General features: G+C 66.9%; 19 protein-coding genes. 5 read left to right on the top strand and 14 right to left on the bottom strand.

What is annotated here, in order from left to right:
- Nucleotides 1-80: 80 nt before the first annotated feature.
- Nucleotides 81-374, top strand: a complete 294-nt coding sequence (locus tag DFO63_RS20215) for a PsiF family protein (protein ID WP_049445544.1) — start codon at nucleotides 81-83, stop codon at nucleotides 372-374.
- Between the two features lie 83 nt (nucleotides 375-457).
- On the opposite strand, the gene DFO63_RS20210 is transcribed toward DFO63_RS20215, so the two are convergent.
- The 6 genes from DFO63_RS20210 to rsmD form a co-directional block, all read right to left on the bottom strand.
- Entirely contained in the window at nucleotides 458-1,345 is an 888-nt protein-coding gene (locus DFO63_RS20210; protein WP_049445465.1) for an MBL fold metallo-hydrolase, read from the bottom strand.
- A 120-nt stretch (nucleotides 1,346-1,465) separates the two neighbouring features.
- Nucleotides 1,466-3,196, bottom strand: a complete 1,731-nt coding sequence (gene ggt, locus DFO63_RS20205; protein ID WP_101765276.1) for a gamma-glutamyltransferase — start codon at nucleotides 3,194-3,196, stop codon at nucleotides 1,466-1,468.
- On the bottom strand, nucleotides 3,193-3,474 hold the full coding sequence (locus DFO63_RS20200; protein ID WP_004153175.1) for a YfhL family 4Fe-4S dicluster ferredoxin: 282 nt from the start codon (nucleotides 3,472-3,474) through the stop codon (nucleotides 3,193-3,195). Before DFO63_RS20200 ends, ggt begins: the two co-directional genes overlap by 4 nt.
- 132 nt (nucleotides 3,475-3,606) lie before the next feature.
- A complete protein-coding gene (locus tag DFO63_RS20195) occupies nucleotides 3,607-4,098 on the bottom strand; it encodes a hypothetical protein (protein ID WP_004153167.1) in 492 nt (163 codons plus the stop codon).
- A 60-nt stretch (nucleotides 4,099-4,158) separates the two neighbouring features.
- Nucleotides 4,159-4,668, bottom strand: a complete 510-nt coding sequence (coaD, locus tag DFO63_RS20190) for a pantetheine-phosphate adenylyltransferase (RefSeq protein ID WP_014036814.1) — start codon at nucleotides 4,666-4,668, stop codon at nucleotides 4,159-4,161.
- A gap of 26 nt (nucleotides 4,669-4,694) precedes the next feature.
- On the bottom strand, nucleotides 4,695-5,273 hold the full coding sequence (gene rsmD / locus DFO63_RS20185; protein ID WP_101765275.1) for a 16S rRNA (guanine(966)-N(2))-methyltransferase RsmD: 579 nt from the start codon (nucleotides 5,271-5,273) through the stop codon (nucleotides 4,695-4,697).
- Between the two features lie 601 nt (nucleotides 5,274-5,874).
- Here rsmD and htpG point away from each other — a divergent pair.
- Nucleotides 5,875-7,767, top strand: a complete 1,893-nt coding sequence (htpG, locus tag DFO63_RS20180) for a molecular chaperone HtpG (protein ID WP_119007680.1) — start codon at nucleotides 5,875-5,877, stop codon at nucleotides 7,765-7,767.
- Nucleotides 7,768-7,906: 139 nt separating this feature from the next.
- Here htpG and DFO63_RS20175 read toward each other — a convergent pair whose 3' ends face one another.
- Nucleotides 7,907-8,206, bottom strand: coding sequence for a hypothetical protein (locus tag DFO63_RS20175; protein WP_049445474.1), 300 nt, complete (start codon nucleotides 8,204-8,206; stop codon nucleotides 7,907-7,909).
- Nucleotides 8,207-8,335: 129 nt separating this feature from the next.
- On the opposite strand from DFO63_RS20175, the gene ftsY reads away from it, so the two are divergent.
- From ftsY to DFO63_RS20160, 3 genes are all read left to right on the top strand, one after another.
- Complete coding sequence (ftsY, locus tag DFO63_RS20170; protein ID WP_119007679.1) at nucleotides 8,336-9,673, top strand: signal recognition particle-docking protein FtsY; 1,338 nt, start codon at nucleotides 8,336-8,338, stop codon at nucleotides 9,671-9,673.
- A gap of 82 nt (nucleotides 9,674-9,755) precedes the next feature.
- Nucleotides 9,756-10,880, top strand: coding sequence for an A/G-specific adenine glycosylase (gene mutY / locus DFO63_RS20165; RefSeq protein WP_119007678.1), 1,125 nt, complete (start codon nucleotides 9,756-9,758; stop codon nucleotides 10,878-10,880).
- A 5-nt stretch (nucleotides 10,881-10,885) separates the two neighbouring features.
- Nucleotides 10,886-11,155 (top strand): oxidative damage protection protein, encoded by a 270-nt coding sequence (locus DFO63_RS20160; protein WP_119007677.1) that lies wholly within the window; start codon nucleotides 10,886-10,888, stop codon nucleotides 11,153-11,155.
- A gap of 75 nt (nucleotides 11,156-11,230) precedes the next feature.
- Here DFO63_RS20160 and DFO63_RS20155 read toward each other — a convergent pair whose 3' ends face one another.
- From DFO63_RS20155 to sdhA, 7 genes are all read right to left on the bottom strand, one after another.
- Entirely contained in the window at nucleotides 11,231-11,689 is a 459-nt protein-coding gene (locus tag DFO63_RS20155) for a DUF6491 family protein (protein WP_119007676.1), read from the bottom strand.
- A 107-nt stretch (nucleotides 11,690-11,796) separates the two neighbouring features.
- Nucleotides 11,797-12,510: a lipoprotein-releasing ABC transporter ATP-binding protein LolD gene (gene lolD, locus DFO63_RS20150; protein ID WP_014036806.1), complete on the bottom strand. Its 714-nt coding sequence runs from the start codon at nucleotides 12,508-12,510 to the stop codon at nucleotides 11,797-11,799.
- The gene (locus DFO63_RS20145) at nucleotides 12,503-13,744 is read right to left on the bottom strand and encodes a lipoprotein-releasing ABC transporter permease subunit (protein ID WP_014036805.1); all 1,242 of its coding nucleotides are present in this window, start codon (nucleotides 13,742-13,744) and stop codon (nucleotides 12,503-12,505) included. Before DFO63_RS20145 ends, lolD begins: the two co-directional genes overlap by 8 nt.
- A gap of 23 nt (nucleotides 13,745-13,767) precedes the next feature.
- Nucleotides 13,768-14,217, bottom strand: a complete 450-nt coding sequence (locus DFO63_RS20140; RefSeq protein WP_119007675.1) for a hypothetical protein — start codon at nucleotides 14,215-14,217, stop codon at nucleotides 13,768-13,770.
- The gene (locus tag DFO63_RS20135; protein WP_005409080.1) at nucleotides 14,168-14,416 is read right to left on the bottom strand and encodes a succinate dehydrogenase assembly factor 2; all 249 of its coding nucleotides are present in this window, start codon (nucleotides 14,414-14,416) and stop codon (nucleotides 14,168-14,170) included. Before DFO63_RS20135 ends, DFO63_RS20140 begins: the two co-directional genes overlap by 50 nt.
- A gap of 98 nt (nucleotides 14,417-14,514) precedes the next feature.
- Entirely contained in the window at nucleotides 14,515-15,300 is a 786-nt protein-coding gene (locus DFO63_RS20130; protein WP_005409079.1) for a succinate dehydrogenase iron-sulfur subunit, read from the bottom strand.
- A 66-nt stretch (nucleotides 15,301-15,366) separates the two neighbouring features.
- On the bottom strand, nucleotides 15,367-17,157 hold the full coding sequence (gene sdhA, locus DFO63_RS20125; protein WP_049445482.1) for a succinate dehydrogenase flavoprotein subunit: 1,791 nt from the start codon (nucleotides 17,155-17,157) through the stop codon (nucleotides 15,367-15,369).
- Nucleotides 17,158-17,174 lie beyond the last annotated feature (17 nt).

The raw sequence follows: 17,174 nt of genomic DNA, 5'->3' as shown, positions 1-17,174 counted from the left end.
AGCCGAGGCGCGATTCTTCACGTGGCCTTGCGGGCCGGAAGCGAATGCTCCGCGCACCCGCCACCGCTTGGAGCACCCTGATGAAAGCCTCTTTCCTGCTGGCCGCCGCCCTGCTGGTCGGCCTGCCCCTGGCTGCCAACGCCACCACCCCGCAGCAGCAGCGCATGGCCGAATGCTCGGCCAAGAACAAGGGCTTGAAGGGTGATGCCTACAAGACCGCGCAGAGTTCCTGCCTCAGCGGCCACGCTGCCGACTCCAAGCCGGCCAATGCGCAGCAGGAACGCATGCGCAAGTGCAACGCCGACGCGGGCGCCAAGAAGCTGGCCGGTGATGCGCGCAAGACCTTCATGAGCAGCTGCCTGAAGGCGTCTTGACGCCTGTCTCTTGCAGGGCGCCATCCACGCATGGCGTGGATCTGCCGCGTCAGTGGAAGGCCGGGCATTGCCCGGCCTTTTCATTACCCCAGGGCGCGCGCCTTCAGCTCGCCCTGCTCGTGCAGGGTCACGAAACGCCCCTTGTCATCGCGCCCGAGCTGCGCCAGCGCGACCTGCGGGTCATGGGTGAAGAACAGCCGTACGTTGCGCGCCAGCTTGTCTTCAAGGAACTGCCGCTTCTCGTCGATCAGCAGTTCGGCGTTGCGGTCGTAACCCATGGTGATCGGCACGTGCACCCATGAACGCCCTGGAATCAGGTCGGCACAGAACACCACGCCACCGTGCGCACCCTCGCCTGCATGCGCGTGGCCGACGATCTCGGCCAGCATCAGTCCCGGCGTATGCCCGTCGCTGTAGCTGAAGCGCACGCTGCGGCCGAGGATCTTCGAGTACTCCCCGTCCACCACTTCCAGCCGGCCACTGGCCTGCAGCAGGCCGGGCAGCTCCGGAATGAAGCTGGCCCGGTCACGCGGGTGCGGTTGCACGGCGCGCTGCCAATGCTGCGCGCCGACCACGTAGGTCGCGTTGGGGAACAGCAATTCGGGCTCGCGACCTTCGCTCCATGCCGCCAGCAGGCCGCCGGCATGATCGAAATGCAGGTGGCTGAGCACGACGACATCGATGTCCTCATGCTCGAAACCCGCTTCGCGCAACGAATCGATCAGCACGTGCTGGCTTTCCTGCACGCCATAGCGCTCACGCATGCGCGGGTCGAAGAATGCACCGATGCCGGTTTCAAACAGCACCGTCTTGCCTTCCAGCGGGCTGGCAAGCAGCGCACGGCAGGCCAGCTCGATGCGATTGAGCTCGTCCGGTGCCGCCCATTTTTCCCACAACGCACGCGGTGCGTTGCCGAACATCGCACCGCCATCAAGGCGCTGCGAGTTTCCACGAATAGACCAGAGTTTCATGCGCCGATTATCGGCGCCGGCTCGTTAAATAATCGCTAGAAAGGAAACAGAAAACCCCGCCGACAAAGGCGGGGTTTCGATGATCTGCCAGATTGCCGGCCAGCGGCCGGCGCGACCGGATCAGCGCGCCGGTACGACCTGGGCGCTGCCCACCGGGTTGCGCGGGTCGCTGCCACCGAACAGTCTGTTCGCCTTGCGGTCCCATTCCACGGTCTGCAGGTTGCCCCACACGTGGCTGGAACCGCGGCCGCCTGCGGCGACGTCACCCGGCAGATCGATCTTGTGGCCCATTGCCTGCAGCTGCTTCACCGTCGCCGCGTCGAATGCATCGTCCTCGGCCTCGATCAGGTCCGGCAGCCACTGATGGTGGTAGCGCGGCAGCGCGGCCACCTGCTGTGCGTCCAGGCCGGCGTCGTAGCCGAGGATGCCCAGCAGCACCATGGTGATGATGCGGCTGCCGCCTGGGGTGCCCAGCACCACCACCTTGTCGGCGTTCTCCATGAAGGTCGGCGTCATCGAGCTGAGCATGCGCTTGCCAGCCTTCGGCGCATTGGCCTCGTAGCCCATCACGCCAAACGCGTTGGGCGTGCCCGGCTTCAGCGCGAAGTCGTCCATCTCGTTGTTCAGCAGTACGCCGGTGCCCTTGGGAATCAGCCCCGAGCCATACAGCAGGTTGACGGTCTGGGTGGCGCCAACGCGGTTGCCGTCGCGGTCGATGATCGAGAAGTGCGTGGTCTCGTCGTCTTCCAACGGCGTCGGGTTGCCCGACAGCAGGTCGCTGGGCGTGGCCTTCTCCGGATGGATGGTCGCCCGCAGGCCCTGCGCGTAGTCCTTGCTGGTCAGCACTTTCTGCGGGATCTGCACGAAGTCCGGATCACCGAGGAAGAAGGTGCGGTCGCGGTAGGCGCGGCGCATCGACTCCACCACCAGGTGGGTGCGGTGCGCCGGGTCCATCTTCCTGATATCCCAGCCTTCCAGGATCTGCAGCATGCTGGCCAGCGCGATGCCACCGGACGACGGCGGCGGCGCGGTGGTGATCTTCCAGCCGTTGTAATTGAACACGATCGGCTCGCGCTGCTTCACGCGATAGCCGGCCAGCTCTTCGGCGGTCCACTTGCCACCAGCCTGCTTCACGCCGGCCAGCAGCAGCGAACCGGTCTGGCCCTTGTAGAAGCCATCGAAGCCACCGGCGGCCAGCCGCTCCAGCGTCTGCGCCAGCTCCGGCTGCTTGAACAGGTCACCGGTGGCGATCGGCTTGCCATTGCGCAGGTAGACCTCGCGCGTGCCGGGGTAACGCTCCATCACTTCACGGCGCGAGGCATAGCCCTTGGCCATGCGGTCGTACACCGGGAAGCCTTCGCGCGCGATGCGGATCGCCGGCTGCAGCGACGCCGACAGGGGCAGCTTGCCGTACTTGGCCGACAGTTCGACCAGCGCTGCGGGCAGGCCGGGAATACCCGCCGACCAGGCACCGTTGACCGAACGATCACGGTCCAGGTTGCCCTGCTTGTCCAGGAAAGCCTGCGGGGTCGCAGCGGCCGGTGCGGTCTCGCGTGCATCCAGCATCACATCCTTGCCGGTAGCCGCGTCGTGCAGCAGGAAGAAGCCGCCGCCGCCCAGCCCGGAACTGATCGGCTCGACCACCGCCAGCGTGGACGACACCGCCACCGCGGCGTCGAAGGCGTTGCCGCCCTGCGCCAGGATGTCGATGCCGGCCTGGGTGGCCAGCGCGTGGCCGCTGGCAATGGCCGCGCCGTCGGGGCGCTCGGCACGGGCCGGGCTGTCGGCCCAGGCAATCGGGCTCAGCAACAGGCCGAGCAGCAACAGCGGACGGACGATCAGCGTCTTCATTCGGATGGAGGCTCCGCGTAGAGTTCGGGGTGATCGTGCTGCAGCTGGCGCAGCTTGGCCAGCAGCTGGTCTTCCGTTTCCACGATCTCCGGGTCCGGGTCGATGCACTCGACCGGGCAGACGACCACGCACTGTGGCTCGTCGAAATGACCCACGCATTCGGTGCAGCGCGCAGGGTCGATCACGTAGATGGTTTCACCCATCGCAATGGCCTGGTTCGGGCAGGCCGGCTCGCATACGTCGCAGTTGACGCAGAGCTCGTTGATTTTCAGTGACACGGCGATACTCCTCGCCCGCGCCCTGGGACAAAGGACCGGCCAGCGCGGGCGCGCGGGCCGGTCAGGTCATCAGCGGCGCCCCTGCAGGACGCCGCCCGGGCCATGCCGGAGCATGGCCGCCATGGCTCGGTATTACTTGGCTTCGACGAAAATGTACTCGGCACCGGTCGGCTGGATCGCAGCCTGCACGCGGGCATTGTCGGCCGACTGGCCGATGAAGACGACGCGCACGCCCTTCATCGAATCCGGCGACACGTCCTTGAACACGGCCTGGATCATGTCAGCCATCTTGCCCGAGGCCGACGAACCGAAGGCCAGCATGTTGCCCGGCTGCACGCCACGGGCCACGGCCTGGGTCGCGCTCTCGGTCTGGCGCTCGTACTTGGCCTGGAAGTCCGGGTCCGATTCCGGCGAGAGGTAGTACAGGAACGGGCTGTTGGTGATGTTGCCCATGTTCTGGATCGCCACTTCCTGCAGGTACTTCTTCCAGCCTGCATCGTCGTCCTTGGACGGAGCGACCAGAGCCTGCTTGGCCTCGTCGACCGGAGCGGCCTCTTCCTTCTTGCAGGCGGTGAAGGCCAGGGCCAACGAAGCGATCAGCATCGCGCGCATGGTGGTGTTCATGGGTTTCCTCCCGGAATGGTGCGTGGTGTTGTACGTAATGGGGTGCGGGTACAGCGGGGCTTACGACTGTGCCGACTTCGCTTCTCGGACCTTGCGCAGGGCTTCGAGCACCGCGGCCGGCACGAAACCGGACACGTCGCCGCCCAGGCGTGCGATCTCGCGGACCAGCGAGGACGAAATGAAGCTGTGCTGCTCGGCCGGGGTCAGGAACAGGGTCTCGACCTCGGGGATCAGGTGACGGTTCATGCTGGCCATCTGGAACTCGTACTCGAAATCGGACACCGCGCGCAGGCCGCGCAGCAGCACCCCGCCCTGGACCGAGCGTACGAAATGGGCCAGCAGGGTATCGAAGCCGATGACCTCGACGTTGCCGTGGTGGGCCAGCGCGCCACGCGCCAGCTGCACGCGCTGCTCCAGCGGCAGCGCCGGGCCCTTGGACGGGCTCTGCGCCACGCCGACCACGACCTTTTCAAACAACGGCGCGGCGCGGCTCACCAGGTCGATGTGACCGTTGGTGATCGGGTCGAACGTGCCGGGATAGACGGCGATGCGGCGGTTGGCCACGGTCATGGGCGGATGCAGATGTTCAGATGAGGTCAAAGTGTAGCAGTGGCGCGGCGGTACAGGGCAAAGCGCACCTCGCGGGTGCCACCCTCGCGGTGCAGCAGCCAGTCCGGCGGCAGCACCGGCACGTGGCCGGCCGGCGATTCCAGGTACAGCCAGGCATCGGCGGCCAGGTGCCGGGGCAGCTGGGCCAGCACGTCCTGCCACAGGCCATCGGCGAATGGCGGGTCGATGAAGACCAGGTCGGCCTGCTGCGCGGGTGCGCCCTGCAGCCAGCGCAGGGCATCGGCCTGCACGACGCTGATCTGGTCGCCGGCCTGCAGCTTGGCCACCGCAGCGGTCAGATTGCGCCCCAGCTGTGCATCGCGCTCGACCAGGGTGGCGTGGGCGGCACCGCGCGAGACCGCCTCCAGCCCCAGCGCACCGCTGCCGGCGAACAGGTCCAGCACGCGGGCCCCGCCGAGCCTGGGCATCAGCCAGTTGAACAGGGTTTCGCGCACGCGGTCGCTGCTGGGGCGAAGCCCCGGCAGGGTCGGCACCGGCAGGCGGGTATTGCGCCAGCGCCCGCCGATGATGCGGACCTGGCCGTCATTGCCCCCACGGCCGCTCATCGGCGCCCCCGGCGGCGGGAGGTATTCGAGAAATTCAGCATGAGCGGGATTGTAGTTCGGCCGGGCGGCGCCCGGGGACGCGCCAACGCATGCGCGCTGTCGCTCCCACGCTTCGCTGCGCGAAACGCGGGCCCACCTACCAACTTCCACACCCCCGCCGCTTCGCGGCCGCCCCCTGACTCAGGGGGCTCTACCCCAGACGCGATCCGATGCCCGACATACAGGTGGGGTCAGATCCGTTTTCCTGCGGAAAGCGGATCTGACCCTGGTTTGGATTTCGATATCTGAGAGATTCCATCCACGCATGGCGTGGATCTACTGGCCGCCGGCCAACTGTCGAAGGCGGGGCGGTGTCGGATTGCGGGGTGTCCGCGGCATGGATGCCGCGGCCAAGCCCCCAAGGACGGGTTCACGGCGTCCCCGCAATCCGACACTGCCCCGCCATCCCACGGATAGCCCGCTGTTGCTTCGGCTGTTGCTCTGGCCTCTGCGGGTGCAGGGCGCAGCCCTGCCCGACCAACCCCTTGATTTCGGGACAATCAGCCATACCCCTTGGCGAGGCCGCACGCGCTGGCGCGGCATTGCACACGGAGCCTTATCGATGACCGAGACCACCCAGACCGAAACCCTTGGCTTCCAGACCGAAGTCAAGCAGCTGCTGCAGCTGATGATCCACTCGCTGTACTCCAACAAGGAAATCTTCCTGCGCGAGCTGGTCTCCAACGCCGCCGACGCCGCCGACAAACTGCGCTTCGAGGCCCTGACCCAGCCGGCTCTGCTGGAAGGCGACAGCGAGCTGCGCGTGCGCGTCAGCTTCGACCCCACCGCCCACACCATCACCATCGAAGACAACGGCATCGGCATGAGCCGCGCCGAAGCCATCGCCCACCTCGGCACGATTGCAAAGTCCGGCACCGGTGACTTCCTGCGCCAGCTGTCCGGTGACCAGAAGAAGGATTCGCAGCTGATCGGCCAGTTCGGCGTCGGCTTCTACAGCGCCTTCATCGTCGCCGACGAAGTGGAAGTGACTTCGCGCCGCGCCGGCCTGGCTGCAGGCGAAGGCGTGCGCTGGACCTCGCGCGGCGAAGGCGATTTCGACGTCGCCACCGTCGACAAGGCCGAGCGCGGCACCCGCATCGTGTTGCACCTGAAGGATGGCGAACACGATTTCGCCGATGGCTGGCGCCTGCGCAGCATCCTCAAGAAGTACTCGGACCACATCGGCCTGCCGATCCAGATGCCCAAGGAGGGCGGTGAAGAAGGCGCAGCGGTCGAGTGGGAAACCGTCAACCGCGCCAGCGCACTGTGGACCCGTCCACGCACCGAAATCAGCGATGCCGAGTACACCGAGTTCTACAAGCACGTCGCGCACGATCACAGCGATCCGCTGGCGTGGAGCCACAACAAGGTCGAAGGCAAGCTGGAGTACACCTCGCTGCTGTACGTGCCGGGCCGCGCGCCGTTCGACCTGTACCACCGCGATGCGCCCAAGGGCCTGAAGCTGTACGTGCAGCGCGTGTTCGTGATGGACCAGGCCGAGCAGTTCCTGCCGCTGTACCTGCGCTTCATCAAGGGCGTGGTCGACTCCAACGACCTGTCGCTGAACGTCTCGCGCGAGATCCTGCAGTCCGGCCCGGTCATCGATTCGATGAAGGCGGCGCTGACCAAGCGCTCGCTGGACATGCTGGAGAAGCTGGCCGCCGACAAGCCGGAGCAGTACGCCACGTTCTGGAAGGAATTCGGCCAGGTGCTGAAGGAAGGCCCAGCCGAGGACTACAACAACCGCGAGAAGGTGGCCGGCCTGCTGCGCTTCGCCTCCACCCGTGGCGACGGCGATGCGCAGAGCGTGTCGCTGGCCGAGTACCTCGGCCGCATGACCGAAGGCCAGGACAAGATCTATTACCTGACCGGCGAGAGCTACAGCCAGGTCCGCAACAGCCCGCACCTGGAAGTGTTCCGCAAGAAGGGCGTGGAAGTGCTGCTGCTGACCGACCGCATCGACGAGTGGCTGATGGGCTACCTGACCGATTTCGACGGCAAGGGCTTCGTCGACATCGCCCGTGGCGACCTCGACCTGGGTGCCCTGGAAACCGAAGCGGACAAGCAGGAACAGGAAGCAGCGGCCAAGGACAAGCAGGGCCTGGTCGAGCGCCTGAAGACGGTGCTGGGCGATGACGTGGCCGAAGTGCGCGTCTCGCACCGCCTGACCGATTCGCCGGCGGTGCTGGCCATCGGCGAGCAGGACCTGGGCCTGCAGATGCGCCAGATCCTGGAAGCCAGCGGGCAGAAGGTGCCGGACAGCAAGCCGGTGCTGGAGATCAATCCGGGCCACCCGCTGATTGCCAAGCTCGATGCCGAAGCCGATGGCGCGCGTTTCGACGACCTCGGCCGGGTCCTGTTCGACCAGGCCGCACTGGCCGCTGGTGACAGCCTGAAGGACCCGGGTGCCTACGTGGCGCGCCTGAACAAGCTGCTGCTGGAACTGTCGGCCTGATCGACAGATCGGGTGCCGGGCAAGGCTTGGCGATGCTCTGGTAGGTGCCAACCTTGGTTGGCACTGCTGCCCTGGTAGAGGCCAACCTTGGTTGGCGCCCACCAGGGGCAGCGGTTGGCACCTGCCAAAGCGGTGTTGCTCAGGCTTCCCGATCCAACAGCGAGCCCAGCATCTGGTCGTGGCGGCGGATCACCGCAGCATTGGCAGCGAAGGCCACCACCTCGGCTTTCGCGGCCAGCAGATCACCCAGCGGCGCGGGGGCATTGGCGCCGGTGGACGTCACCGAAGCCTGCACCCCACCCTGCTCGGTGGTATTGCGCTGCAACTGCAGGCGCTGGGCGTCCGGGGTCACCAGGTTGGCCACGTTGTGCGCGGCCACCTGCACGCCCTGCTGGGCCGCACGCATCCCGCTGAGGGCGATTCCCATCACGTTGTCCATGGCGGTCTCCGGGCCGCACGACGCAGCCCTCCGGACCGGTTAACGGCCGGTGGGCCGCGACCTTGAGTCCACATCGGCCGGACAGGCCCGAGTGGTAGCATATCCCTCTGATTTCAGCGCCTTTTGCCAATGCTCAGTTTTTTCCGCCGCAAGAAGCCCCAGGATGCCCCCGCAGCGGAGGCACCCAAGACCCAGCACTACTCGGCTGAAGAGCTGGCGGCGGCATTCCCGTCGGCCGCGCCGGTCGAGGACAAGGAACCCGCGCCGGTAGCTGCGCCGGCCGCACCTGCCCTCGTTGAGCCGCCCCCGGCAGCGGTCGCCCCGGTAACGGTCGAGCCCACCCAGGCGGCTCCCGCTCCGGTGGTCCCGGCCGTCCCGGCACCCATTGCCCCGGCCCCGATCGCGCAGATCGACGTCGCCCCTGTCGCTGCGCCGGCCATCGAGCCGATGCCTGCGCCACTGCCGGAACCTGCGCCTGCACCGACCCCAGCAGCGGTCTCCGACGACCTGCCTGCCGCCGCCTCGGTCGATGCCGCCCCGGCGCCTGCCGGCAAGCCCGGCTGGCGCGAACGCTTGCGCAACAGCGTCATCGCGCGCAGCTTCGGCGGCCTGTTCTCGCGCAATCCCAAGCTCGATGACGACCTGCTGGACGAGCTGGAAACCGCGCTGATCACCGCCGACGTCGGCGTGGGCGCCACCACCGACCTGGTCGAGGGCCTGCGCAAGCGCATGAAGTCGCGCGAGTTCGCCGACGCCAATGCACTACTGGCCGCGCTGCGCGCCGAGCTGATCGCGATCCTGCAGCCGGTCGCCAAGCCGCTGGTGATCGACCGCAATGCCAAGCCCTTCGTGGTGCTCACTGTCGGCGTCAACGGCGTCGGCAAGACCACCACCATTGGCAAGCTGGCCAAGCGCTTCAAGGATGACGGCCACAGCCTGATGCTGGCCGCCGGCGATACCTTCCGCGCCGCCGCCGTGGCCCAACTGCAGGCCTGGGGCGAGCGCAACGGCGTGGCCGTGGTCGCGCAGGGCCAGAACGCGGACGCCGCCTCGGTGGCATTCGATGCACTGCAGGCCGGCAAGGCCCGCGGCACCTCGGTGCTGATCGCCGACACCGCCGGCCGCCTGCACACCCAGTCAGGCCTGATGAACGAGCTGGGCAAGATCCGCCGCGTGCTCGGCAAGATCGATCCCACCGCGCCGCACGAAGTGCTGATGGTGATCGACGGCACCACCGGCCAGAACGCGCTGTCGCAGCTGCGCCAGTTCAATGCCGCGGTGAACGTGACCGGCCTGGTAGTGACCAAGCTGGACGGCACGGCCAAGGGCGGCGTGGTGTTCGCACTGGCCCGCGAGTTCGGCATTCCGATTCGTTTCGCCGGCATCGGCGAGCGCCCGGAAGACCTGCGCGTGTTCGATCCGGAAGCCTTCGTCGACGCCCTGCTGCCCGAAGCACTGGGCGCCTGATACACCGTGCAGCCACGCATGGCGTGGCTCTACTGCAATCCGGTAGAGCCACCCCACGGGTGGCTGCCTCTCTGGAATTCCAATGCCCCGCCAGCCGCACGCCAGCGCCGAGACTGCAGAACGGGACGGTTTCGTCGCCCGCCTGCTGCACTGGTTCGACGACCACGGCCGCCACGACCTGCCCTGGCAGCACCCGCGCAGCCCCTATCGGGTCTGGCTGTCGGAAATCATGCTGCAGCAGACCCAGGTGGCCACGGTCATCCCGTACTTCCAGCGGTTCCTGCAGCACTTCCCGACCCTGCCCGACCTCGCCGCCGCCAGCAATGACGCGGTGATGGCGCAGTGGGCCGGGCTCGGCTACTACGCCCGCGCACGCAACCTGCATGCCGCCGCGAAGCGCTGCGTGGAACTGCACGACGGCGATCTGCCACGTGACTTCGATGCACTGCATGCACTGCCCGGCATTGGCCGCAGCACCGCAGGTGCGATCCTCAGCCAGGCCTGGAACGACCCGTTCGCGATCCTCGATGGCAACGTCAAGCGCGTGCTCAGCCGTTACCACGGCATCGACGGCTTTCCCGGCCTGCCGGCCATCGAGAAACAGTTGTGGGCCATTGCCGAGGCGCACGTGGCGCAGGTGCCGGCCGGGCGCATGGCCGACTACACCCAGGCACAGATGGACCTGGGTGCGACGGTGTGCAGCCGCGCCAGGCCAGCCTGCGTGATCTGCCCGCTGCAGGACGCGTGCGTGGCGCGCCGCGAAGGCCGCACCGCTGAACTACCCACGCCCAAGCCCAGCAAGACCCTGCCCGAGCGCGAAGCAGTGGCCCTGCTGCTGCGCGATGCCCAGCAGCGCGTACTGCTGCAGAAGCGGCCGGACACCGGCATCTGGGCGCAGCTGTGGACGCTGCCGCAGGCCGACGCCGGCAGCGAGCTGCAGGACTGGTTCGACGTGCACGTTGAAGGCTCCCTGGAAGACGCCGAAGAGCTGCCGGTGCTGCAGCACACCTTCAGCCACTACAAGCTGCACCTGCAGGTACTCTCGCGGCAGGTACACGGCCTGCGCGTGGAAGAACCCACGCTGCGCTGGGTCGCCACCGACGAGCTTCCCGCGCTGGGCCTGCCGGCCCCCATCCGCAAGCTGCTCGATGGCGCCGCGATCAAGGCGCCGAAACGAACGTCCAAGAAACCCCGCAACCACGAGTGAGTACCATGTCCCGAACCGTCTTCTGCCAGTACGAACAACGCGATGCCGAGGGCCTGGACTTCGTGCCCTACCCCGGCGAACTGGGCCAGCGCATCTTCAACAACATCGGCAAGCAGGCCTGGGCTGCGTGGCTGGCGCACCAGACCATGCTGATCAACGAGAACCGCCTGTCGCCGCGCACCCCGGAACATCGCGCGTTCCTTGAAGGCGAACTGGTCAAGTTCCTGTTCGAGAAGGACGCGGAAAAGCCAGCCGGCTTCACCCCGGAAACCTGACAACAAAACGGGGACGGAGGGGATTAAGTCGTTTGTGGCACAAACGACTTAATCCCCTCCGTCCCCTTTTTTTGATCATTTGGCCGGGGCGGTTTCCGCCTCGCGCTCCTGCACCTGCGCCTGGCGCAGCTCCTGCTCGGAAGTGCGCAACGCCTTCACGTCCAGCTTGCGGATGCTGTTGATGAAGCACGGCATGCGCGGGCCACCGGTCGGGTCGCGCACCAGCACCTTGTCAAAACGCGACGACACCCGGCCCATGCTGCTGGTCAGCCCGATGGCGGTGGCGTAGGACAGGTCTGGACACGGGCCACTCAGTTCCAGCAGGTAAGCCTCGCTCGGCCGGGTCCAGACCGCCAGGGCGCTGTCACCCAGCTCGGTCCAGCCATTGAGGTTGCCGAAGAACTGCATGTCGTTCTGCGGCGCGCCGGCGTGGGCACGGTACAGATCCAGCTTCTCGGTACTGCTGAGCCGGCCGGTGGTCGCGCAGGCGGCCAGCGCCAGGCAGAGTCCGGCGATCAGGATCGGGGTCTTCATGGCGATCTCCTCGGGGAACCTGCTTCGATCATGCGCCGGCCGATGTGCGGCCGGCGCGATGGCAGGTAAACCCGTTCAGGCGCCGGGAGGCGGCCGTTGCCGGCCGCTCAGACGTCGGCGTGGGCCAGTGCGTGCAGGCGCCCTTCGCGCAGCTCCAGCACCCGGTCCAGGCGCCGCGCCAGGCTGCGGTCGTGGGTGACCAGCACCAGGCTGGTATGGCGCGCGCGGTTGAGTTCCAGCATCAGCTCGAACACGGTGCCCGCGGTGCGGTCATCCAGGTTTCCGGTGGGCTCGTCGCCGAGCACGCAGGCCGGATGATTGACCAGCGCACGCGCCACTGCGGCACGTTGGCGTTCGCCGCCGGACAGCTCGCCCGGCTTGTGGTCCAGGCGATGGCCGAGGCCGACCGCTTCCAGCAGCGTGGTGGCCCGGCTGCTCGCTTCGGCCACGGCGGTGCCGGCCAGCAGCACCGGCATCATCACGTTTTCCAGCGCGGTGAACTCAGGCAGCAGGTGGTGGAACTGGTAGACGAAGCCCAGCGCCTGGTTGCGCAGCAGGCCACGCGCAGTGTCCGACAGCGCCGACATGCGCTGGCCGGTCACGTAGACCTCGCCCGCAGTCGGAATGTCGAGGCCACCCAGCAGGTGCAGCAGCGTGCTCTTGCCGGCACCGGAAGCACCGATGATCGCCACGGTTTCGCCGGCGGTCACGGTCAGGTCCAGGCCATCGAACACCGGGGTCTGCATGCGCCCTTCGGCGTAGGTCTTGCCCAGTGCTTCGGCGCGGATCACTTCATCGCCGCGGTTGAAGACCTTATTCATAACGCAGGGCCTCCGCCGGCTGGGTGCGTGCTGCCCGCCAGGCGGGATAGAGGGTGGCCAGGAAGCTCATCAGCAGCGCGACCACGGTGATCGCCACCACGTCGCCGGTCTGCATGTCGGTCGGCAGGCCGGTGATGTAGTAGACGTCCTCCGGCAGCAGCTTGACGTTGAACACGCTTTCGATCGCGCCGAGGATGCGTTCCAGGTTGAGGGTCAGGGTGATGCCGCCGATCAGGCCGGCCAGGGTGCCGAAGATGCCGATCAGCGAACCCTGCACCATGAACACCTGCATCACCCCGCCCGGGGTCAGGCCCAGCGTGCGCAGGATGGCGATGTCGGCCTGCTTGTCGGTGACCAGCATCACCTGCGAGGACACCAGGTTGAACGCGCCCATGGCGATGATCAGCGACAGCAGGATGCCCATCACCACCTTCTCCATGCGCAGCGAGTGGTAGAGGTTGGCGTTCTGCTGGGTCCAGTCACTCACCCGGTACGCGCCGCCAAGGCTCTGCGCCAGGTCCACGCCCACTTCCAGCGAGCGGTCCATGTCGTGCAGTTTCAGGCGCACGCCGGTGGCGCCGTCGCTGCGCAGCACGCGCTCCAGGTCCTGCATGTTGGCAAAGCCGACGCCGCGGTCGACCTCGTTGTAGCCCGCCTCGAAGATGCCGCTGACGGTGAAGCGTTTCATTCGTGGTACCGCGCCGGCAGGCGTGCCCTGCACTTCGGCGAAGGTCACCAGCACCTGGTCGCCCACGTCCACGCCCAGCCAGATCGCCAGTTCCTTGCCCAGCAGCAGGTTGAAGCTGCCCGGCGTGAGGCTGTCATAGCTGCCCTTGGTGACCTTCTTGTCGATCACAGACACCTTCGGCTCCAGCGCCGGATCGATGCCCTGGATGATCGCGCCCTGCACGCGCGGGCCGCTGATCATCGACTGGATCTCGATGTACGGCGCGGCACCGGCCACGCGCGGATCCTTGCGGGCGATGTCGACCACGCGCATCCAGTCCGGCATCGGCTCGCCGTCGCGGCTGATGGTGGTGTGGGCGGTCATCTGCAGCAGGCGGCTGCGGATTTCCTTCTGGAAACCGCTCATCACCGCCAGGGTGGTGATCAGCACCGTGACGCCGAGCGCGATGCCCAGGATCGATGCCATCGAGATGAAGGAGATGAAGCCGTTGCGGCGCTTGGCGCGCAGGTAGCGCAGGCCAATGGCCACGGGAATGGGTTTGAACATGCAGGCACGCCGGTCAATTCAGCTTATGGTGCCATCGTACGGGGCCGACGGGAAACGGCACGTGCGGCCACGGCCAGTCGCAGTTCACGTCGCTGCCCGGAATCCAGCACATCGGGCCAGAACAGCAGGCGTTGGCGGCGCCGTTCCTCACGCCAGAGCAACAGCAGCCACGGCCCGCGCACGACGAGTTGTGGTGCATCGGCGTCCTGCCCGGCCACCTGCAGCGGCTCGGGCGGTACCGGCAGAAGCACCGGCACGCGTGGCCTGCGCTGGCGCCAGGCCAGTTCGGCCAGGCCCACGCACCAGGCCAGCACCACCGCGGGCATCAGCAGCCGTGAAGGCAGATCCGATGCGCGCAGCAGCAAGGGCGCAGCCAGCAGCACCGCCAACTGGGCGGCGGCCTGCAGCCGCGAGGGGCGCCACTCAAGGCTTGAGGGCGAGGATCTTCTGCATGAGGGGGATCGCGTGCGCATGCGGGCAGGCCTCGTAGCCCATGAACCAGCGCCACAACTTATCGTCCTCGCAGTCGAGCAGGAACAGGAAAACCTCGCGCTCTTCGGTCGGCGCAGTGCTCCACTCGTGGTCCAGGTAACGGCCGAACAGCTGATCCAGCTCACGCATGCCGCGGCGGCAGCGCCAGCGCAGCTTCTTCAGCAGAACATCTTCTTCCATCGTGTTTCTCCAGATACAGCAAAGCCACGCATGGCGTGGCTCTGCTGGGGTGGCAAAGCCACGCGTGGCGTAGCTCTACCGGGTACAGCCGGGCCCGATCAGGCGCGGCGTTCCATCATCAGCTTCTTGATCTCGGCGATCGCCAGCGCCGGGTTCAGGCCCTTCGGGCAGGTCCGGGCGCAGTTCATGATGGTGTGGCAGCGGTACAGCTTGAACGGATCTTCCAGATCGTCCAGGCGCGCACCGGTGTCCTCATCGCGCGAGTCGATGATCCAGCGGTAGGCCTGCAGCAGGATCGCCGGGCCCAGGTAACGCTCGCCGTTCCACCAGTAGCTCGGGCAGCTGGTCGAGCAGCAGGCGCACAGGATGCACTCGTACAGGCCATCCAGCTTCTTGCGGTCTTCCGGCGACTGCAGGCGCTCACGGTCCGGCGGTGCCGGAGTCTGGGTGCGGATCCACGGCTTGATCGAGGCGTACTGCGCGTAGAAGTGGGTCAGGTCCGGAACCAGATCCTTGACCACGTTCATGTGCGGCAGCGGGTAGATCGGCACTTCCTTCTTGCCGCAGTCCGAGATGGCTCGGGTGCAGGCCAGGGTGTTGGTGCCGTCGATGTTCATCGCGCACGAACCACAGATACCTTCGCGGCACGAGCGGCGGAAGGTCAGGGTCGGGTCGATCTCGTTCTTGATCTTGATCAGGGCGTCCAGGACCATCGGGCCGCAGGCGTCCAGATCGACTTCATAGGTATCGGTGCGCGGGTTGCTGTCGTCGTCCGGACTCCAGCGGTAGATCTTGAAGGTGCGCACGTTCTTGCCGCCGTTCTTGACGGGGAAGTGCTTGCCCTTCGTGATCTTGGAATTCTTGGGGAGTGAAAACTCGGCCATGGCTGCTCTCGTTGGCTCAGGCGGCCCGCGCCCGTGGGCGCGGATTGCATGGTAGGCGGGGTCGGATCAGTACACGCGCGGCTTCGGCGGCACCACGGACACGTCGTCGGTCAACGTGTACATGTGCACCGGACGGTAGTCGAAGCTGCACTTGCCCTTCTCGTCGACGCTGACCAGGGTGTGCTTCTGCCAGTTGACGTCGTCGCGGTCCGGATAGTCCTCGTGCGCATGCGCGCCGCGGCTCTCCTTGCGCTGTTCGGCCGAGTTGATCGTCGCCACCGCGTTGAGCAGCAGGTTGTTCAGCTCGTAGGTCTCGATCAGGTCCGAGTTCCAGACCAGCGAACGGTCGGAGACCTTCACGTCCTGGAACGAGTCGAAGATCTTGTCCATCTTCTCGCAGCCTTCCTTCAGCGTCTGGCTGGTGCGGAAGACCGCCGCGTCGGCCTGCATGGTGCGCTGCATGCGATCGCGGATGACCGAGGTCGGGGTATCGCCGTTGGCGTGGCGCAGCTTGTCCAGCAGGCCCAGCGCCTTGTCGCAGGCATCGGCCGGCAGCGGCTTGTGCGAAGCGCCCGGCTTGATGGTCTCGGCGCAGCGGTTGGCCACCGCACGGCCGAACACCACCAGGTCCAGCAGCGAGTTCGAGCCCAGGCGGTTGGCGCCGTGCACGGACACGCAGGCCGCTTCACCGATGGCGTACAGGCCCGGCACCACCGCATCCGGGTTGTCGCCGACCTTGCGCACGACTTCGCCGTGGTAGTTGGTCGGGATGCCACCCATGTTGTAGTGCACGGTCGGGATGACCGGGATCGGCTGCTTGTGCACGTCGACCCCGGCGAAGATGCGGGCGCTCTCGGCGATGCCCGGCAGCTTCTCGTCGATCACGCCCGGGCCCAGGTGGGTCAGGTCGAGCAGGATGTGGTCCTTGTGCTCGCCGACGCCGCGGCCTTCTCGGATCTCGATGGTCATCGAACGGCTGACCACGTCGCGCGAGGCCAGGTCCTTGTAGTGCGGTGCGTAGCGCTCCATGAAGCGCTCGCCGCTGCTGTTGCGCAGGATGCCGCCTTCACCGCGGACACCCTCGGTGATCAGGCAGCCGGCGCCGTAGATGCCGGTCGGGTGGAACTGCACGAACTCCATGTCCTGCATGGCGATGCCGGCACGCATGGCCAGGCCGCCACCGTCGCCGGTGCAGGTGTGCGCCGAGGTGGCGCTGAAGTAGGCACGGCCGTAACCGCCGGTGGCCAGCACCACGCCCTGGGCGCGGAACAGGTGCAGGGTGCCGTCGGACATGTCCAGCGCCAGCACACCGCGGCAGGCGCCTTCGTCATCGAAGATCAGGTCGAGTGCGAAGTACTCGATCATGAAGCGCGCATCGTGCTTCAGCGACTGCTGGTACAGGGTGTGCAGCATCGCGTGGCCGGTACGGTCGGCCGCCGCGCAGGTACGCTGCGCCGCCGGGCCTTCGCCGTACTTGGTGGTCATGCCACCGAACGGACGCTGGTAGATCTTGCCTTCGGCGGTGCGCGAGAACGGCACGCCGTAGTGTTCGAGCTCGATGATGGCCGGGATGGCCTCACGGCACATGTATTCGATGGCGTCCTGGTCGCCCAGCCAGTCCGAACCCTTGATGGTGTCGAAGAAGTGGTAGCGCCAGTCGTCCTCGCCCATGTTGGCGAGTGCGGCCGAGATACCGCCCTGGGCGGCAACGGTGTGCGAACGGGTCGGGAAGACCTTGGTCAGGCACACGGTCTGCAGGCCCTTGGCGGCCAGGCCGAACGTGGCGCGCAGGCCGGCGCCGCCGGCGCCGACCACGACCATGTCGTACTTGTGTTCGGTGATCTTGTAAGCGGACATCTAATCTGGATTCCTGT

It is taken from the genome of Stenotrophomonas sp. AG209, from assembly GCF_003550055.1.
Classification (GTDB): domain Bacteria; phylum Pseudomonadota; class Gammaproteobacteria; order Xanthomonadales; family Xanthomonadaceae; genus Stenotrophomonas.
This window is presented reverse-complemented; position numbering and strand designations above follow the sequence as displayed.